Here is an 18,734-nt window from a genome sequence, read left to right as displayed (position 1 = left end):
GTCACCCTGACGGCCCCGCCCGGCGGGCAGGGCGCCCGGGCGCCCAGCAGGCTGGCCGCTAGGGCCGTGGCGCGAGCCACGACCCGGGCCGGGCGTCTGCGCCCGTGGGCAGCGGACCGCGCAGCCGCCCGGCCCCAGGCGGGCTGATGCCCGGAGAGCTGATGCCAAACAACCTGACGCCAGGTCACCGACGTTCAGGTGGTTGACGTCCAGGGGCGGAGGCCGCAAGGTGTCGGACATCCGACGAGCGAGCGCGGGAGGCCCTCGATGACCGCGGTGCTCGTCTCCGCCGGTGCGTTCCTGATGACGCTGCTCGGCGGTTACGTTGCTCAGCGCACCGGTGACCGTCGCCATCTGGTGCTCGGCTTCGCGGCCGGTCTGATGCTCGGGGTGGTGGCGTTCGACCTGCTGCCCGAGGCGATCAACGCCGCGCCGGACGAGGTGCACGGGGTGCCGCAGGCGCTGCTGATGTTCGCCGCCGGCTTCCTGGCGATCCACATCGTCGAACGGTCGGTGGCCATCCACCGCAGTCACGAGGGGGAGTACGCCGCCCACTCGCACGCCCATGCGCACAGCCACGCGCCGGGCGGCAAACAGGGTGTCGGCCTGACCGCCGCGGGCGCGCTGGTGGGGCACAGCCTGATGGACGGGTTCGCGATCGGCGCGGCCTTCCAGGCGGGCAGCACGGTCGGCACGGTGGTGGCCATCGCGGTGGTCGCCCACGACTTCGCGGACGGTTTCAACACCTACACCATCACCCGGATGTACGGGAACAACCGTCGCCGCGCCCTCGCCCTGCTCGGTGCGGACGCGCTGGCGCCGGTGACCGGGGCGGCGATCACGCTGCTGTTCAGCATCCCGGAGCACCTGCTCGGGCTGTACCTCGGCTTCTTCGCGGGCTTCCTGCTCTACCTGGCGACCTCCGACATCCTGCCGGAGGCGCACAGCCCGCACCCGTCCCGGTCCACGCTGCTCTGCACGCTGCTCGGGGTGGGCTTCATGTGGGTCGTGATCGGCTTCGCGGACTGACGTCCACTCAGCACGAGTCACCTCACCTCACCCCCACTGCCGCTGGAGCGCGTGCAGCGTCGCCGTGATGGCGGGCCGGCGGCTGGTCCTGGTCCGCCAGAGCACGAACACCCGGCGTGTCGGCTCGGGCACCACCGGCCTGGCGACCACCCCGGGTGGCAGCACCGCGCGGCCAAGCCGGGGCACCAGGCCGATCCCGAGGCCGGCGCCGATCAGCGCGATCTGGGTCTCGAACTCGCCCACCTGGTAGATCACGTCCGGTTCCTCGCCGGCCTCCCGCAGGGTGCGCACCAGCCAGTCGTGGCAGATGTTGCCGGGCGGCACGCTGATCCAGCGCTGCCCGAGCAGCCGCCCGACCGGCACCACGGCGAGTGCGGCCAGCGGGTGCCCGGCGGGCAGCAGCAGGTCCACCGGGTCGAGGCCGAGGTCGAGCCGGGACAGGCCGTCCTGGATCGGCAGCGGTACGGTCGGCCAGTCCTGGACCAGGGCGAGGTCGACCTCGCCCCGGGCCACCAGTTCGGCGGCCAGGTACGGGTCCACCTCCAGCAGTCGGACGTCCAGCTCCGGGCAGCGCTCGCGCAGCTCGGCGAGCGCCCCGGGCAGGATGCCGCGCGCGCCGGTGGCGAAGGCGGCCACCACGAGCCGGCCGACGGCCTCGCCGCGCTGCTCCTCCAGGGTCACTTCGGCCTGTTCGACCAGCGCGAGGACCTGCTGCGCGGTGTCGGCCAGCGCGCGGGCGGCGTCGGTCAATGCCACGCCGCGGCCCTGACGTTCCAACAGGACGGTGCGGGTCTCCCGCTCCAGCTTGGCGATCTGCTGGGAGATCGCGGACGGGGTGAAGCCGAGCGCGGCCGCCGCCCCGCCGACCGAACCGTGTACCGCGACCGCGTGCAGCGCGCGGAGCCTGCCCAGATCCATCATGCAGTGATGCTAAAGCATCCGATGTAGAACTATTTGCTGGTGCTACACAGTCATCTCGGTGATGCTCGACCCATGCAGATGACCCCCCGTCACATCGCCCTCGCCGTGCTGGTCGCCGCCGTCTGGGGTGTCAACTTCGTCGTCATCCACATCGGCCTCGAGCACTTCCCGCCGTTCCTGTTCGGCGCGCTGCGGTTCGCCGTGGTGGCGGTCCCCGCGATCTTCTTCGTCGGGCCGCCGAAGGTCGCCTGGCGCTGGGTGGTGGCGGTCGGGGTGACGCTGGGGGTGGTGAAGTTCGGGCTGCTGTTCTTCGGCATGCACGCCGGGATGCCGGCCGGGCTGTCCTCGCTGGTGCTGCAGAGCCAGGCCGTGTTCACGGCGGTGTTCGCGGCCGTGCTGCTGCGCGAACACCCGCCCGCGCAGCGGATCGCCGGGCTGGCCATCGCGTTCGGCGGGATCGCGCTGGCCGCGGTGGACCGGGGTCTGCACGGCCCGGTCGGGGCGTTCGTGATCGTGATCGTGGCGGCCGCGTTCTGGGGGCTGTCCAACGTGCTGACCCGGAAGGCCGCGCCGCCGGACGCGCTGCGCTGGATGGTCTGGATGAGCGCCGTGCCGGTGCTGCCGCTGCTCGCCCTGTCGCTGCTGTTCGAGGGGCCCTCGGCGATCGGCGCGGCACTGACCGGTCTCACCCCGGCCGGGATCGGCGCGGTGCTCTACGTCGGCCTGGGGTCCACCCTGTTCGGCTTCATGGCCTGGACGTACCTGCTCGGCCGGTACGACGCCTCGGCGGTGGCGCCCTACTCGCTGCTGGTGCCGGTCTTCGGGATGTCCTCGTCCTGGCTGCTGCTCGGCGAGCGGTTCGGCCCGCTCGCGGTCGGGGCGACGGTGCTGGTGGTGCTCGGGATCGGGCTCACCGCGCTGGGCCCGGACCAGCTGCCCGGTGCTGCTCGAAGGCGAGCTCGGCGGTCCGCAGCGCTTGCAGCAGTGCGGCCTGGTCCGGCTGGCTGACCGGTCCGAAGTACTCCTGTGCGACCTCCTGGCGGACCTGGCCGAGCCGCTCCAGCGCACCGTGGCCGGCCGGGGTCAGCACGACCCTGACGGCCCGTCGGTCCGCCGGGTCGGGCACCCGCTCCACCAGTCCGGCCTCCTCCAGCGCGTCCACCACGGTGGTCGCGGAGCGGGGGGCGATATGCAGGCGCTCGGCCAGTTCGCTCAGCCGCATGGTCTCCCGGCCCTCGCAGCCGGGGGCGTGCGCCAGGGTGCGCAGGGCGCGGGCCTGGCCGGGCGTGAGCCCGTACGGCTCCAGTCGCGCCATGGTCTGCCGGCGGATCCGCTTCATCGCCCGGGTCAGCGCGTCGGCGAGTTCCGCGGCGGTGTCGGCGGGCGGCGCTGACGGTGCGGCAGGCTCGGACGGCGTGGACATGGGCAGGCTCCCCGGGCAGTAGGTGGCTCCAGGGTATCGGGGCCGGTCGAGATGTCGCCCAGATAACACCTTGAGCCAAGCTCATTATGCTATTAGGCTCACCTAAATTAACGAAGTCGAGCAGAGATCAAGAGGCACCAGATGTCCCGTTCTCAGGCGCGCGTCGCCACCGACCGTCCGGCCCGCTACGCCAAGCAGCTGGCCGCCCACATGAGCCGCAAGGTGCAGACCGACTGGTCCGAGGAGACCGGCCGGGGCGAACTGGTCTTCAGCGCCGGCACCGCCACCCTGACCGCCGAGCCCGCCGCGCTGCTGCTGGTGGTCGAGGGCGAGGAGGCCGACCTGCCCCAGCTGGAGGACGTGGTCGGCCGCCATCTGGTCCGCTTCGGCGCCCGCGACGAGCTAGTGGTCGAGTGGCACCGGGACAGCGGCGAAGCCGGTCTGGTGCACCGCAACGAGGAGGACCCCGCTAGCGGCGAGTGAGGCGAGTGAGCAGCAGCCGCAGGCCCCAGAGCAGCACCCCGGCCAGGCACCAGCTGGCCAGCACGTCCAGCAGCCAGTGGTAGTCGCTCCACACCAGCCCGGCCCCGACCCCCAGGCAGACCAGCGCGGTCAGCCCGTACAGCCGCTCCCGGGCCGTCCGGCCGAGCGTCCGGCCGAGCAGCAGAGCCGCCGTCCCGTACGCGATCGCCGAGGTGGCGGTGTGCCCGGACGGGTACCAGCCGAGCTGCTCGGGGGAGAGCGGGAAGCCGAACGGGCCCGGCCGGGCGAACCAGGTCTTGCTGGGCACGATCAGCAGCGGCACCAGCACCCCGGCCAGGACCGCGACCGGCACCGGGTACCACCAGCGGGCCCGCCCGGCCCGGTGCTCGCGCCAGGCCGCGACCGCCCCCGCCAGCAGCAGGACCGGCATCGCCGGGACGGGGCCGCCGAGGTCGGAGAGCCCGGCGCCGAGGTGGTTGAGCAGCGTGCTGCCCAGCGCCCGGCGGACGGTGTGGACGGTGCTCCGGGTGAGTTCGTCGAGCTCCAGCAGCGGGCCGTCGACGGCGACCTGCCAGGAGATCAGGAGCAGCGCGGCCAGCAGGAGCAGCGGGAGCCAGGCATGCTTCCGGGCATGCGAGAGCCGCCCCGGAGCAGGGGGGAGAGCTCCAGGGCGGCTGGGGAGATCGCCGTTCCGTGCGCCCCGGGGGGTGTGGGCCGGACGGTCGGTCGATCGGTTCTCGGCTGCCGCCGCTCCGGCTGGAGCCGCGGAGGCTGTCGGTAAGAAGTGTGGCTCGCTGTCCATCTGTCATGACAGTACGTCAGACCCGCACTCCGGAGACCGGCCGGGACGGTTTCGCACAGCATCTTCACCAGTGCGCGTGCAGCCAGCGTCGGCATTCGGCGGACGCAAACGGAAGGGCCCGGTCCGCGTGGACCGGGCCCCTCGTGGTGAGGCTGGATCAGACGGCGGCGAACGCGCCCTCGATGATGTCCAGGCCCTCGACGAGCAGGTGCTCCGGCATCACCAGCGGCGGCAGGAAGCGCAGCACGTTGCCGTAGGTGCCGGCGGTCAGCACCACCAGGCCCTCGGCGTGGCACGCCTTGGCCACGGCGGCGGTGAACTCCGGGTTCGGCTCCTTGGAGCCCGGCTTGACCAGCTCGACCGCGATCATCGCGCCGCGGCCGCGGATCTCGCCGATCACGTCGAACTTCTCGGCCATGGTGGCCAGGCGGGCCTTCATGACCTCCTCGATGCGCTTGGCCTTGCCGTTCAGGTCCTCGGACTTCATGGTCTCGATGGCGCCCAGCGCGGCGGCGCAGGCGACCGGGTTGCCACCGTAGGTACCGCCCAGGCCACCGCCGTGCGCGGCGTCCATGATCTCGGCGCGGCCGGTCACGGCGGCCAGCGGCAGACCGCCGGCGATGCCCTTGGCGGTGGTGATCAGGTCCGGGACGATGCCCTCGTCGTCACAGGCGAACCACTGGCCGGTGCGGCAGAAGCCGGTCTGGATCTCGTCCGCGACGAAGACGATGCCGTTCGCCTTGGCGTACTCGACGATGGCCGGCAGGAAGCCCTTGGCCGGCTCGATGAAGCCGCCCTCGCCCTGGATCGGCTCGATGATGATCGCCGCGACGTTGTCGGCGCCGATCTGCTTGTTGATGATGTCGATCGCCTGCGCGGCGGCCTCGGCGGCGCAGTTCTCGGCACCGGTCAGCCAGCGGTAGGGGTACGCGACCGGGACGCGGTAGATCTCCGGCGCGAACGGGCCGAAGCCCTGCTTGTACGGCATGTTCTTCGCCGTCAGGCCCATGGTGAGGTTGGTGCGGCCGTGGTAGCCGTGGTCGAAGACCACGACGGCGGTGCGCTTGGTGTAGACGCGGGCGATCTTCACCGCGTTCTCCACCGCCTCGGCGCCCGAGTTGAAGAGCGCGGTGCGCTTCTCGTGGTCGCCCGGGGTCAGCTCGTTGAGCTGCTCGGCCACCGCCACGTAACCCTCGTACGGGGTCACCATGAAGCAGGTGTGGGTGAACGCCTCCAGCTGCGCGGTGGCCTTGGCGACCACGGCGGCGGCGCTGTTGCCGACGTTCGTCACGGCGATGCCGGAGCCGAAGTCGATCAGCGAGTTGCCGTCCACGTCCTCCAGCACGCCGCCGCCGGCCCGCGCGACGTACACCGGCAGGGTGGTGCCGACACCGGCGGCCACCGCGCCGAGCTTGCGGGCCTGCAGCTCCTGCGACTTCGGGCCGGGGATCGCGGTGACCAGGCGACGCTCCTGCGGGAGCGGAGTTGCAGCGCTCATGGTGTGTTCTCCAAATCTCAAGGCGCGGTCCTCGCAGGCTACGGCCGCCGAACTCGCCCGAGCATGCGCCACTCGGTAGCAGTCCACCGTCCGACTTGTCCTGCGCGGCCAGCGCGCGGTATCGGCTAACGGCCGCGTCCGCTCCACTACATTGAGCGCGGACGGGTCGCCCGGCGGCGTCCCGGGTAGTCATTCGGCCGGGTGGGCACAGGGAGCGGGGAGCGGGCCTCGATGGGACTGGACGGTACGTACGGGCAGCGTGCGGTCGAACTCGGGAAGGCGCCGGGGGTACCGCCGCAGCGGCCGGTCCCGTTCGACCTCGTCGCCTGGGCCGGGGAGCCGCGCCCCGAACTCGAACCGGGCGTCTACCGGCTGAACCACCGTCAGAGTGCCGTGGTGGACCGCGAGGCCGCCGCCGTCCCGGCCGCCCCGCTGCTGCTGCGGGCCGGGCTCAACCTGGCGGTGGCCTGGCTCGCCTATCTGTACGGCGTCCAGCTGATCTTCTGGGTAGCCGGTCTGTTCGGCCTGCTCGACGGGCTCAACTCGACCACCGCAGTGATCGCGCTGCTGGCGGTGAACATCGCGGTGGCGACCGGGGTGATCAAGCTGTTCGGCCGGATGGGCCGCTGGCCCGAGGTCTGGCGTCGCTGGATCGGCCCGCTGCTGGCCCGCACCGTCACCCAGGAGGAGCCGCCCGAGGGTGCCGCCGTGCCGACCGGGCCCGCCGACCCCTGGGAGCGGCTGCGCCAGGGCGGTGCGCCGCTGGCCGCCCAGCTGCTGGACCGGCAGCCGGTCACCGACGTCGACTACGTCCGGATCCAGCGCGCCTGGGAGACCGTGCTCGGCGAGCCGGACCTGCTGGCCGCCTTCACCGAACAGATCGCTGCCCGGGGCGCCGCCGCCTGCGCCCACCCCTCGGAGGCCCGCGACCTGGCAGGACGCAGCCACCGGCACGACCTGCTGACCCGTCAGGTCAGACTCGGCACCGCCCAGGACGTGCTGAAGAACCCGCCCACCCACCGCGCCACCGGCTTCGCCCTCGACCCGGCGCTGCTCGGCACCTCGCTGCTCGCGGTCGGCCCGGCCGGCACCGGCAAGACCGCCGGGCTGGCCCGGCCGCTGGCCGAGGCGCTCTGCCTGCAGGCCCTCGCGGGCACCGCCTGCGCGGTGGTGATCGGCGCCGCCGAGGCCGACCTCGGGCCGGACGACTGGTACGACGTGGTGATCGCCCCCGGCGACCTCACCTCGCCCTACGGCCTCGACCTGTTCGGCGCCGCCGCCGAGGTGGACGAGGCGGCCGCCCGGCTGGCCGACGCGCTGCTGCCGGACGAGCTCTCGCTGCGCGCCGAGAGCGCCCGGGCCGCGCTCCAGCAGACGGTCGGCCCCTTCCACGCCGCGTACGGCCGCTACCCCGGCGTCCGGGAGCTGCGCGAGCTGCTCGGCGGCGAGCCGGAGAACTGGGCGACGCTGCGTCAGGCGCTGGCCGACGCCGGTGAACTGACGGCCCACCAGGCCGACCTCCAGCACCGCGAGCGCCAGCACGGCCGGGCCGACGACCCGGGCGCGCTGCTCGCCGACCGGCTGGCGCTGCTGGACCGCCCGGCCTTCGCCGGGTGCTTCCCGGGGGACGCCCCCGGCAAGCCCGCCTTCGCGATGCGGGCGCTGGACCACCCGCTCAGGGTCCGGGTCAAGCTGCCCGAGCTCAGCCACCCGGAGGCGGCCCGGATGCTGTCCCGGCTGGTCACCGGCCAGTTCGTGCAGGCCGCCGGCGCGCGCCGGGAGCGTGCGCTGTTCGCCGGTCTGGTGGTGGACGACGCCTCGGCGGCGCTCGACGCGCACGTGGTGCGCGGGCTGCAACGGATGCGCGGGGCGAACGCCGGTGCCGTCCTGCTGCTGCGCACCCTGGTCGACCTGCCGGAGAACCTGCGCACCGCGCTGTTCGGCGCGGTCGGCTGCCGGATGGCCTTCCCCGGCATCGCGCCCTGGGACGGCCGGCTGTTCTCCGAGGCCTGGGGCACCCACCTGATCCGGGAGACCGCCGTCACCCACGCGCCGGACACCTCGGGCGGCGCGTTCCGCCGGGCCGGGCGGCTGGCCCGCAAGGCCCTCTCCGGGACCACCGCGCAGACCGAGAGCGTCACCGTCCGGGACGTCGAGCGGCACCGCTGGTCACCGTCCGACCTGGCGCACGCGCTGCCCACCGGGCACGCGGTGATCTCGCTGACCACGGTGACGGGGGATCAGATCCCGCCGGTGCTGGTGGACCTGCGCGGCTGAGCCCGGCGGCGGTCGGCCACCGGCTGACTACGGAGCGGATGATTCGGTCCGGCGGGTTGGCCGAGGCGTACATAATGGGGGCAGAAGCCCTCCTCGCCCGGCCGCAACGGCGCAGCCTGGTCGAACATCCGAAGGTGCCATGCCCCCCACACTTGCCTCCGTCGTCCGCAGCAGCTCGCTCCACCTGACCGTGCTGGCCGGTGCGGACCAGCTGGAACGGCCCGTCCGCTGGGTGCACACCAGTGAGCTGGACGACCCCACGCCCTTCCTGGAGGGCGGGGAGCTGCTGCTCACCACCGGGATCAAGCTGGGCAAGGCCGCCGCCAAGCTGCAGGCGTACGTGCACCGGCTGGCCGACGCGGGCGTGGTCGGCCTCGGTCTCGGGGTCGGGCTCTCGCACACCGAGGTGCCGCAGGCGCTGGTGGACGCTGCCGCCCAGCGCGGGCTGCCGCTGATCCGGGTGCCCGAGGCGACCCCGTTCATCGCGATCAGCAAGACCGTCTCGGCCGCGCTGGCGGCCGAGCAGTACGAGGCGGTCACCACCAGCTTCGAGGCCCAGGAGGAGCTGACCCGGGCCGCGCTCGGCAAGGACGGCACCACCGCGGTGGTCCGCCGGCTGGCCGCCCGGCTCGGCGGCTGGGCCGCGCTGTACGACGGTTCCGGCGCGCTCTCCGCCGTCGCCCCCGACTGGGCCGCCCGCCGCGCGGGCCGGCTGGCCGCCGAGGTGGACCGGCTGCGCCGCCGCCCCGCGCCGTCCTCGGCCGCGCTGCAGGGCCGGGCCCCGGGCATCGACACCGCCGACGAGGACTACGTGGTGGTCCAGTCGCTCGGCGCGGACCGCCGCCCGCGCGGCTTCCTCGCGGTCGGCACCGAGGACCGGATCACCCCCACCGAGCGGTACGTGCTGAACGCCGCCGTCGCGCTGCTCACCCTGACCCTGGAGCGCTCGCGCGAGCTGCGCCAGGCCGAGGAACGGATGGGCGCCGCGCTGCTCGGCATGGTGCTCGCGGGCGAGATCGTGACGGCCCGCCAGGTCGCCGCCGGGCTGTTCGGCGGGCTGCCCGAGGGCACCGTCCGGGTGCTGGTCGGCGGGGCCGGGCCGACCGCTGACCCGGAGGCGCTCGGCGAGCTCGGCGACCGCGCCGAACAGGCCGGCACCCGGGTCGGTGAGAAGCTGCTGATCTCCCGCGAGGACGGGCCGAGCGGCCCCCGGCTGATCGTGCTCGCCCCCGACAACGGAGCGGCCCACCGGGCCTGCCTGGGCGCGGTCGAGGAGCACGAGGGCCTGGCGCTCGGCATCTCGGCGGCCGCTTCGGTGGAGGAGGCCGGCACGGCCTTCGCTCAGGCCGAACGGGCCCTGGCGGTCGCCCTCCGGGGCGGCAAGCGGGCGGTCGACCACGAGGAGGTCGGCGCCGGATCCCTGCTGCCACTGCTCGGCGAGGAGGCGGTCACCGCCTTCGCCGAGGGCCTGCTCCGCCCGCTGCGCGACCACGACCGCACCGCCCGGGGTGACCTGGTCGCCTCGCTGCGGGCCTGGCTCTCCCGGCACGGCCAGTGGGACGCGGCCGCCGCCGACCTGGGCGTGCACCGGCACACCCTGCGGTACCGGATGCGCCGGGTGGAGGAACTCCTCGGACGCTCGCTGGACGACACCGACGTCCGGATGGAGCTCTGGCTGGCGCTCCGCTCCGGCGAGGACTAGGCACACGCGAAAGTTGCACTATCCAGGGGCTCGGGGAACTGCGAGGAGATCTGGCGTTCGGGTCACTGCGAAGGTGCCTGACCATTTACGCAGCGATCACGCGCAAGAGGTCGGCGTCGCAGTTCCCCGAGCCCCTGAAGGTTCACCCGACACGCTGGAGCAACCCGGTGGTCTGATGCGCCGTCGTGTCCAATCCGCTGCGCGGGTGCCCGGCTCTACCGTGGGTTCGTAGCTCTCCCACGACAGAAGGGTCGGTACGACCGTGACCACCACCCATGAGTTCTGGCTGGCCGGGCGCCGGGCGACCGGCGACGCGGAGTTCGAGGTTCACCACTCGTACGACGGCAGCCTGGTCGGCAAGGTCAGCGTGCCGACCGACGCCCAGGTGGAGGAGGCGCTGGACGCCGCCGTCGCCGTCGCCCCGGCCCTCGCCGCGAGCCCCGCGCACCTGCGGGCCACCGCGCTCGACCACGTCGCCCGTCGGCTGACGGAGCGTACGGAGGAGATCGCCCGGCTGATCACGGCCGAGAACGGCAAGCCGATCAAGTGGGCGCGCGGTGAGGTCGGCCGGGCCGCCTCGGTGTTCCGCTGGGCCGCCGAGGAGGCACGCCGGACCAACGGCGAGACCATGCGACTGGACACCGACCCGGGTGGCGTCGGCCGCTTCGCGGTGGTCCGCCGCTTCCCGCGCGGTGTGGTGCTGGGCATCGCCCCGTTCAACTTCCCGCTGAACCTGGTGGCCCACAAGGTCGCCCCGGCGATCGCGGTCGGCGCCCCGATCATCCTCAAGCCGGCCCCGGCCACCCCGCTCTCCGCGCTGGTGCTCGGCGAGATCCTGGCCGAGACCGAGCTGCCGGCCGGTTCCTGGAGCGTGCTCCCGGTGCCGAACGAGAAGATGCCCGCCCTGGTCCAGGACCCGCGCCTGCCGGTGATCTCGTTCACCGGTTCGGACAAGGTCGGCTACCAGATCATGGACTCGGTGCCGCGCAAGCACGTCACCCTGGAGCTCGGCGGCAACGCCGCCGCGGTGGTGCTGGCCGACTGGTCCTCCGAGGCCGACCTCGACTGGGCGGCGACCCGGATCGCGATGTTCGCCAACTACCAGGGCGGCCAGTCCTGCATCTCGGTGCAGCGGGTGATCGCCGACGCGACGGTCTACGACGCGCTGGTGGAGAAGGTGGTCGCCAAGGTGCGGGCCCAGGTGACCGGCGACCCGAGCGCGGACGCCACCGACGTCGGCCCGCTGGTGGACGAGAACGCCGCCAAGCGCGTCGAGTCCTGGGTCGACGACGCCGTCGCCAAGGGCGCCAAGGTGCTGGTCGGCGGCACCCGGGACGGCGCGGCCTACGCCCCGACCGTGCTCGCCGAGCTGCCGGACGACGCGATCCTGGCCACCGCCGAGGTGTTCGGCCCGGTGCTCTCGCTGCACAAGGTGGACTCCACCGAGGAGGCGTTCGCCGCGGTCAACGACTCCAAGTTCGGCCTGCAGGCCGGCGTCTTCACGCACGACCTGCAGAGCGCCTTCAAGGCCCACCAGGTGCTGGAGGTCGGCGGCGTGGTGATCGGTGACGCCCCGTCGTACCGGGCCGACCAGATGCCGTACGGCGGCGTCAAGGACTCCGGCGTCGGCCGCGAGGGCGTCAAGTACGCGATGGGCGACTTCACGTACGAGAAGGTCCTGGTGCTGACCGGTCTCGATCTCTGAGTGACCCTCTGATGCCCCGTCACCGACCGCCGGTGACGGGGCATCGGCCTGTCTTGACACCCCCTCGGAGCAGGCGTAGTCCGGAAGGGAGGAAGGGAGACCGTCATGCTCGGCGACCTCATCGGACAGGAATCCGGACAGATCACGGTGCAGCGGGTGCTGGCGGGGGAGCACGGTCTGCCACCCGCGGTGGAGGTGTCGTTCGCCGCGAGCGGGACACTGCTCGGCGTCGAGGTGAACGACCTGGGGACGTACGAGTCGCGGGTGCGCCCGGACGGGACCTTGCAGGGCGAGGGCCAAGGGGTGCTGATGAGCCCGACCGGCGCGAGCGCGACCTGGCGCGGTCAGGGCGTCGGCACGTTCACCGCGAGCGGCGGTACCAGCTACCGGGGCGCGATCGTCTACTCCAGCGGCTCGCCCGAGTTCGCGGATCTGCGCGGCGTCGCCGGTGTGTTCGAGTGGGAGGTGGACGCGAGCGGGAAGGCCGAGGGCAAACTCTGGGCCTGGAAGTAGTAACCGCGCCCGACAGGACACAATGGGGCGCATGAACTCGCTCGCCCACCCGCAGCTGCGCTTCTCACCGACCGTCAAGGACCCCACCGGCCCGCGGGAGCTGGTGATCCTCGGGTCCACCGGTTCGATCGGCACCCAGGCCATCGACGTGGTGCTGCGCAATCCCGGCCGGTTCAAGGTGGTCGCCCTGTCGGCGGCCGGCGGCCGGGTCGGGCTGCTCGCCGAGCAGGCGCTCCAACTGGGCGTGCACACCGTGGCGGTGGCCGATCCGGCCGCCGTCCCGGCGCTGCGGGAGGCGCTCTCCGCGCAGGCCGCGGGGCGGCCGCTGCCGGACATCCTGGCGGGCCCGGACGCCGCCACCGAGCTGGCCGGGATCGAGTGCCACTCGGTGCTCAACGGCATCACCGGATCGATCGGCCTGCGCCCGACGCTGGCCGCGCTGCGGGCCGGGCGGGTGCTGGTGCTGGCCAACAAGGAGTCGCTGATCGTCGGCGGCCCGCTGGTCAAGGCGGTCGCGCAGCCCGGCCAGATCGTGCCGGTGGACTCCGAGCACGCCGCGCTGTTCCAGGCGCTGGCGGGCGGCACCCGGGCCGAGGTCCGCAAGCTGGTGGTCACCGCCAGTGGCGGCCCGTTCCGCAACCGGACCAGGGAGCAGCTGGCCGGCGTCACCCGCGACGAGGCGCTGGCCCACCCCACCTGGGCGATGGGCCCGGTCGTCACCATCAACTCCGCCACCCTGGTGAACAAGGGCCTCGAGGTGATCGAGGCCCACCTGCTGTACGACGTGCCGTTCGACCGGATCGAGGTGGTGGTCCATCCGCAGTCCGTCGTGCACTCGATGGTGGAGTTCACCGACGGCTCCACGCTGGCCCAGGCCAGCCCGCCGGACATGCGGATGCCGATCGCGCTCGGCCTCGGCTGGCCGGACCGGGTGCCGGACGCCGCCCCCGGCTGCGACTGGACCAAGGCCGCCACCTGGGAGTTCTTCCCGCTCGACAACGAGGCTTTCCCCGCCGTGGACCTGGCCCGCGAGGTGGGTACGCTCGGCGGGACGGCCCCGGCCGTCTTCAACGCCGCCAACGAGGAGTGCGTCGAGGCGTTCCTGACCGGCCGGCTGCCTTTCACCGGGATCGTGGACACTGTGGCGAAGGTGGTGTCCGAACACACGGTGGGAACTTCCCTCGTGGTCGAGGACGTACTCCACGCGGAGACCTGGGCCCGCGCCCGGGCCCGCGAGCTGGCAGCGGGCTAGCGGCGGACGGTAGGAGCGGCATGACGGAGGATCAGCAGTGACGACGGTGATGTGGGTGCTCGGCATCCTGCTCTTCGTGCTCGGGTTGCTGTTCTCGATCGCCTGGCACGAGCTCGGCCACCTCTCGACGGCCAAGCTGTTCGGCATCCGGGTCCCGCAGTACATGGTCGGCTTCGGCCGCACCATCTGGTCGCGGAAGAAGGGCGAGACCGAGTACGGGCTCAAGGCCATCCCACTGGGCGGGTACATCCGGATGATCGGGATGTTCCCGCCGGGGGCGGACGGGCGGATCACCCAGCGCTCCACCTCACCGTGGCGCACGATGATCGAGGACGCCCGGGAGGCCTCGTACGAGGAGGTCAGGCCCGGCGACGAGGACCGGATGTTCTACACCCGGAAGCCGTGGAAGCGCGTCATCGTGATGTTCGCGGGCCCGTTCATGAACCTGATCCTGTCGTTCGGGCTCTACCTGGTGCTGTTCATGGTGATCGGCCTCCAGATCGCGGTGCCCACCATCGGCTCGGTGAGCCAGTGCGTGGTGGCGGCGGGCAAGCCGACCGACAGCTGCCCGGCCGACGCCCCGGCGAGCCCGGCCGCCGCAGCCGGGCTGCGGGCTGGTGACACCATCCTGTCCTTCGGCGGCGACCAGATCAGCAGTTACGCCCAGCTGCAGGCGGACATCCGGAAGTCGCCCGGCCAGACCGTGCCGATCGTGGTCGAGCGCGGCGGGCAGCAGCTGACCCTGAGCGCGACGCTGACCAGCAACACCGTCACGAAGGTCGACAAGGACGGCTACCCGGTCAAGGGCGAGACCGTCACGGCGGGCTTCCTGGGCTTCGCCCCGGCCGTGGGCGTGGACCATCTCAGCCTCGGCGAGAGCATCGACGAGATGGCCGTCAACGCCAAGCACGGAGTCTCCGCGCTGATCGCTCTGCCCGGCAAGATCCCCGGCCTCTGGCACGCCATCGTCAGCGACGACCCGCGCCCGGCGGACTCCCCGATGGGCATGGTCGGTGCGGCCCGGCTCGGCGGCGAGGTGTTCTCCCAGGACCGCCCGCTCTCCCAGCAGCTGACCTTCATGGTCGGCCTGCTCGCGATGATCAACCTCTCGCTCTTCCTCTTCAACATGCTCCCGCTGCTCCCGCTGGACGGCGGCCACATCGCGGGCGCGGTCTGGGAGTCGGTTCGCCGCCGGTTCGCCGCGCTGTTCCGCCGCCCCGACCCGGGCCCGTTCGACGTGGCCGGGCTGATGCCCGCGGCGTACGTGGTGGCCGCCGTCTTCATCTGCTTCACCGGGCTGGTGATGGTGGCCGACGTTGTCAACCCCATCCGCCTGAACTGACCCCGATTCGGTCAGGTGCGTGTGCCTGGCCGTATGCCGGTGCCGTACCGTTGGACGCCGGGCGCCCGTTGACCGGAGCGCCCGGCCGGATCTCACCACCTCGACTTGGGGAACCCTGCGCACATGACCGCGATCTCGCTCGGAATTCCTGCCCTGCCGCTCAAGCCGCTGGCGACCCGCCGCGTCTCCCGGCAGATCATGGTCGGTAACGTCCCGGTCGGCGGTGACGCTCCCGTCTCCGTCCAGTCGATGACCACCACGGTCACGGCCGACATCAACGCCACCCTCCAGCAGATCGCCGAGCTGACCGCCTCGGGCTGCCAGATCGTCCGGGTCGCGGTGCCCACCCAGGACGACGCGGACGCGCTGCCGATCATCGCCAAGAAGGCGAACATCCCGGTGATCGCGGACATCCACTTCCAGCCGAAGTACGTCTTCGCGGCGATCGAGGCCGGCTGTGCGGCGGTCCGGGTGAACCCGGGCAACATCAAGCAGTTCGACGACAAGGTCGGCGAGATCGCCAAGGCCGCCAAGGACGCGGGCGTGCCGATCCGGATCGGCGTCAACGCCGGTTCGCTCGACAAGCGGCTGCTGGAGAAGTACGGCCGGGCCACCCCGGAGGCGCTGGTCGAGTCCGCGCTCTGGGAGTGCTCGCTGTTCGAGGAGCACGACTTCCGCGACATCAAGATCTCGGTCAAGCACAACGACCCGGTCGTGATGATCAACGCCTACCGGCAGCTCGCGGCCGCCTGCGACTACCCGCTGCACCTCGGCGTCACCGAGGCCGGTCCGTCCTTCCAGGGCACCATCAAGTCGGCGGTCGCCTTCGGCGCGCTGCTGGCCGAGGGCATCGGTGACACCATCCGGGTCTCGCTCTCCGCGCCGCCCGCCGAGGAGGTCAAGGTCGGCAACCAGATCCTGGAGTCGCTGAACCTCCGTCAGCGCGGCCTGGAGATCGTCTCCTGCCCGTCCTGCGGCCGCGCCCAGGTGGACGTCTACAAGCTCGCCGAGGAGGTCACCGCCGGCCTGGAGGGCATGGAGGTGCCGCTCCGGGTCGCGGTCATGGGCTGCGTCGTGAACGGCCCGGGCGAGGCCCGCGAGGCCGACCTCGGGGTCGCCTCCGGCAACGGCAAGGGCCAGATCTTCGTCAAGGGCGAGGTCATCAAGACCGTCCCCGAGTCGAAGATCGTCGAGACCCTGATCGAGGAGGCCCTCAAGCTGGCCGAGCAGATGCAGGCCGACGGCGTCGAGTCCGGCGCTCCGGTGGTCACCGCCGCCGAGTGATTCTCAGGGTCGCTGCGGGCCGTCCGCTCACGGACGGCCCGCAGCCCTGCTCCGGTGGGGCGGCGGAGTAGGGTGCGACCAGCGTTCCTACTGTGAGGTGCCTGTGCTCGATCGAGGTGTGATGCTCCCCGGCCCCTTCCAGGTGGCCCGGGCCCTGGCGACCACGCGGGTACTCGACCCCCAGGATCTCGACGACGCCCTGGAGATCCTGCACCTCGACCCGGTCGCCAACGCCTTCGTGGCCACCCGGGTGGAAGCGGTCGGCCTCGACCCGTGGCGGCTCGGCGGTGAGATGTGGGGCTGGTTCGACACCGACGGCCGGCTCAGCTCGCTCTGCTACGCCGGGGCCAACCTGGTCCTGGTGAACGCCGGCCCCGACGCCGTCCGCGCCTTCGCCGAACGGGCCCGCCGGCAGGGGCGCCGCTGCTCCTCCATCGTCGGCCCGGCCGGCCCGACCGCCGCGCTCTGGGCCAGCCTCGAACGCAGCTGGGGCCCGGCCCGCGAGGTCCGCGCCCACCAGCCGCTGATGGCCACCGCCGAGCCCGCCGCCGGCATCACCCCCGACCCACTGGTGCGCCGGGTCCGGCGCAACGAGATCGACGCCCTGATGCCCGCCTGCGTGGCGATGTTCACCGAGGAGGTCGGCATCTCCCCGCTGGCCGGTGACGGCGGCCTGCTCTACCAGGCCCGGGTGGCCGAACTGGTCGCGGGCGGCCGCTCGTTCGCCCACTTCGCCGAGGACGGCTCGGTGGTCTTCAAGGCCGAGATCGGCGCCGTCACCGCCGGTGCCTGCCAGATCCAGGGCGTCTGGGTGGCCCCGGAGCACCGCGGCCAGGGCCGCTCCGAGACCGGCATGGCCGCCGTGATGGGGTACGCGCTGCGCGACGTCGCCCCGGTCGTCTCGCTCTACGTCAACGACTACAACGTGCGGGCCAGGGCCGCGTACGCCCGGGTCGGCTTCCGTGAGGTCGGCGCCTTCATGAGCGTGCTGTTCTGAGTGATCACCGCCCGTCGGAGTAGTAACGTCCGGGGCATGGAGCAGCTCACCGAGGTGACGATCGAAGCCGTGGACCTGGCGGCGTGGGCCGCCGACGCCCTGGAGGTGCAGGCGGTCGCGTTCGGGCTGAGCGACGAAGAGGTGGCGGTCCGGCTGCAGATCGTGGCGCGCCACGCGGAGCAGCCCGGGGTGCTGGCGTTCGGGGCGTTCGCCGACAGCAGGCTGGTCGGGTTCGGGTACGGGATGCCGAACCGGCGGGAGCACTGGTGGAGCACGGTGATCGAGCCGCACCTGGAGGCGCGGGGGTTCGGGGACTGGCTGGACGACGTGTTCGCGGTGACCGAGCTGCACGTGCTGCCGGAGTACCAGGGCCGGGGGGTGGGCAGCACGCTGATCCGCACCCTGTGCGAGCGGTCGGGGCAGCCGCGCAGCATCCTGTCCGCGATCGACGCCGAGACGCCCGCCCGGCGGCTGTACCGGTCGCTGGGCTACCGGGACCTGGCCCGGGCGGTGCGGTTCCCCAACACGATCCGCCCGTACGCGGTGATGGGGGCTCAGCTGCCGTTGCGTCAGAGCCAGTCGGCGAATTCGAGGTAGAGCTCGGCGTTGTCGGTCGATCCGTCGGCCAGCTGTCGCAGACCGGCCTCGACGGCGCGGAACAGCGCCCAGCCGCGCAGCCGGTCGTGGTCCACCTCGACCGCGTCGGCGAGCTGGCGCAGGCGGCGCCGGGCGGCGCCGCGCGGGCCGGGGGAGCCGGCCAGGGTGTCCAGCCGGTCCTGGGCCAACCAGGCCAGGTCCCAGGCACGTTCGCCGACCAGCGGCCGGGGCGCGACGGCCAGCCAGGGGGCGCGGTCGGCGGCCAGTACCTTGCCGTGGTCGAAGTCGCCGTGCAGCAACAGGTGTTCGGTGTCGTCGGCGAGCAGCGCGGCCGAGACCTCCAGCGCCTGGTCCACCAACGGCTGGGCGTCGGGCGAGAGTTCACGGCGTCGGCGCAGCCCGGCGGAGAGCTCGGCGACCTGCTCGGCGACGGTGCGGAACGGATGGTCGTCGGCGGGCGGGACCCAGAGCCGCTGGAGCAGGCCGACCGCCTCCAGCATCGCCTTCGCCTCGGCGAGCGAGCGGAGCGGGATGTCGCCGTACAGGCGTTCCAGCAGCAGGGCGCCCGGCGCCTCGGCGAGCAGCAGGACGGCGCCGCGACCGGCCCAGTGCGCGAGCGCGGCGGCCTCCCGCGCGGTGGCGGCGGTGTCCGGGCCGGTCTTCAGCACCGCCTTGGTGCCGTCGGCGCGCAGCACCGTGCAGACCAGGCTGAGCCGGCCGCCCGGCTGCACCACCCGCTCCAAGGTCAGGTCCCAGTGGGCGAGTTGGGCGGCGACGGTGTCCGGCAGGGCGGCCAGCCAGGCCAGTTCGGCTTCGTCCGCGCGGGCCCGGACGGTGTCCGTGAGGCGGGCCGGGACGGTGATCTGCTGCCCTGCTGCTGCCGACATGCTGGCCTCTCGGTTGGTGCCG

17 protein-coding genes are annotated in these 18,734 nt (G+C 72.8%); 12 read left to right on the top strand and 5 right to left on the bottom strand.

Annotated features, from left to right (window positions below; translation table 11 throughout):
• Positions 1-267: 267 nt before the first annotated feature.
• Positions 268-1,029 carry a ZIP family metal transporter gene (locus F4556_RS10855; RefSeq protein ID WP_184913802.1) on the top strand — a complete coding sequence of 254 codons (762 nt, stop codon included), beginning with the start codon at positions 268-270 and terminating at the stop codon, positions 1,027-1,029.
• 27 nt (positions 1,030-1,056) lie between these two features.
• On the opposite strand, the gene F4556_RS10850 is transcribed toward F4556_RS10855, so the two are convergent.
• Entirely contained in the window at positions 1,057-1,950 is an 894-nt protein-coding gene (locus F4556_RS10850; protein ID WP_184913793.1) for a LysR family transcriptional regulator, read from the bottom strand.
• A gap of 78 nt (positions 1,951-2,028) precedes the next feature.
• Between F4556_RS10850 and F4556_RS10845 the strand changes: the two genes are divergently transcribed.
• Complete coding sequence (locus tag F4556_RS10845; protein WP_184924488.1) at positions 2,029-2,958, top strand: EamA family transporter; 930 nt, start codon at positions 2,029-2,031, stop codon at positions 2,956-2,958.
• Here the strand turns inward: F4556_RS10845 and F4556_RS10840 are convergent.
• Positions 2,861-3,373 (bottom strand): MarR family winged helix-turn-helix transcriptional regulator, encoded by a 513-nt coding sequence (locus tag F4556_RS10840; RefSeq protein ID WP_184913791.1) that lies wholly within the window; start codon positions 3,371-3,373, stop codon positions 2,861-2,863. The genes F4556_RS10845 and F4556_RS10840 overlap by 98 nt on opposite strands.
• Positions 3,374-3,514: 141 nt before the next feature.
• Here F4556_RS10840 and F4556_RS10835 point away from each other — a divergent pair, with 141 nt between their 5' ends.
• Positions 3,515-3,856, top strand: coding sequence for a DUF2218 domain-containing protein (locus F4556_RS10835; RefSeq protein ID WP_184913789.1), 342 nt, complete (start codon positions 3,515-3,517; stop codon positions 3,854-3,856).
• On the opposite strand, the gene F4556_RS10830 is transcribed toward F4556_RS10835, so the two are convergent.
• Both F4556_RS10830 and gabT read right to left on the bottom strand, forming a co-directional pair.
• Positions 3,843-4,658, bottom strand: a complete 816-nt coding sequence (locus tag F4556_RS10830) for a phosphatase PAP2 family protein (protein ID WP_184913788.1) — start codon at positions 4,656-4,658, stop codon at positions 3,843-3,845. The two genes, F4556_RS10835 and F4556_RS10830, sit on opposite strands and share 14 nt — an antisense overlap.
• Positions 4,659-4,815: 157 nt before the next feature.
• Positions 4,816-6,156 (bottom strand): 4-aminobutyrate--2-oxoglutarate transaminase, encoded by a 1,341-nt coding sequence (gene gabT, locus F4556_RS10825; RefSeq protein ID WP_184913786.1) that lies wholly within the window; start codon positions 6,154-6,156, stop codon positions 4,816-4,818.
• A gap of 231 nt (positions 6,157-6,387) precedes the next feature.
• Between gabT and F4556_RS10820 the strand changes: the two genes are divergently transcribed.
• The 9 genes from F4556_RS10820 to F4556_RS10780 all read left to right on the top strand — a co-directional run bounded on the left by F4556_RS10820 (position 6,388) and on the right by F4556_RS10780 (position 17,825).
• Positions 6,388-8,433, top strand: a complete 2,046-nt coding sequence (locus tag F4556_RS10820) for an ATP-binding protein (RefSeq protein ID WP_184913784.1) — start codon at positions 6,388-6,390, stop codon at positions 8,431-8,433.
• A gap of 139 nt (positions 8,434-8,572) precedes the next feature.
• Positions 8,573-10,135, top strand: a complete 1,563-nt coding sequence (locus F4556_RS10815; RefSeq protein ID WP_184913782.1) for a PucR family transcriptional regulator — start codon at positions 8,573-8,575, stop codon at positions 10,133-10,135.
• Between the two features lie 262 nt (positions 10,136-10,397).
• Complete coding sequence (locus F4556_RS10810) at positions 10,398-11,840, top strand: aldehyde dehydrogenase family protein (protein WP_184913781.1); 1,443 nt, start codon at positions 10,398-10,400, stop codon at positions 11,838-11,840.
• Positions 11,841-11,945: 105 nt separating this feature from the next.
• Positions 11,946-12,353 carry a hypothetical protein gene (locus tag F4556_RS10805; protein WP_184913779.1) on the top strand — a complete coding sequence of 136 codons (408 nt, stop codon included), beginning with the start codon at positions 11,946-11,948 and terminating at the stop codon, positions 12,351-12,353.
• Between the two features lie 31 nt (positions 12,354-12,384).
• Positions 12,385-13,605, top strand: a complete 1,221-nt coding sequence (gene dxr, locus F4556_RS10800) for a 1-deoxy-D-xylulose-5-phosphate reductoisomerase (protein ID WP_184913777.1) — start codon at positions 12,385-12,387, stop codon at positions 13,603-13,605.
• Between the two features lie 37 nt (positions 13,606-13,642).
• Positions 13,643-14,947, top strand: coding sequence for a M50 family metallopeptidase (locus F4556_RS10795; RefSeq protein ID WP_512699290.1), 1,305 nt, complete (start codon positions 13,643-13,645; stop codon positions 14,945-14,947).
• 123 nt (positions 14,948-15,070) lie between these two features.
• Entirely contained in the window at positions 15,071-16,231 is a 1,161-nt protein-coding gene (gene ispG / locus F4556_RS10790) for a flavodoxin-dependent (E)-4-hydroxy-3-methylbut-2-enyl-diphosphate synthase (protein ID WP_184913776.1), read from the top strand.
• 121 nt (positions 16,232-16,352) lie between these two features.
• A complete protein-coding gene (locus F4556_RS10785) occupies positions 16,353-17,228 on the top strand; it encodes a GNAT family N-acetyltransferase (RefSeq protein ID WP_184913774.1) in 876 nt (291 codons plus the stop codon).
• A gap of 36 nt (positions 17,229-17,264) precedes the next feature.
• Complete coding sequence (locus F4556_RS10780; RefSeq protein WP_184913772.1) at positions 17,265-17,825, top strand: GNAT family N-acetyltransferase; 561 nt, start codon at positions 17,265-17,267, stop codon at positions 17,823-17,825.
• On the opposite strand, the gene F4556_RS10775 is transcribed toward F4556_RS10780, so the two are convergent.
• The gene (locus F4556_RS10775) at positions 17,798-18,712 is read right to left on the bottom strand and encodes an aminoglycoside phosphotransferase family protein (RefSeq protein ID WP_184913770.1); all 915 of its coding nucleotides are present in this window, start codon (positions 18,710-18,712) and stop codon (positions 17,798-17,800) included. The two genes, F4556_RS10780 and F4556_RS10775, sit on opposite strands and share 28 nt — an antisense overlap.
• Positions 18,713-18,734: the final 22 nt, after the last annotated feature.

It is taken from the genome of Kitasatospora gansuensis (genome assembly GCF_014203705.1).
GTDB classification, from domain to species: Bacteria; Actinomycetota; Actinomycetes; order Streptomycetales; family Streptomycetaceae; genus Kitasatospora; species Kitasatospora gansuensis.
This window is presented reverse-complemented; position numbering and strand designations above follow the sequence as displayed.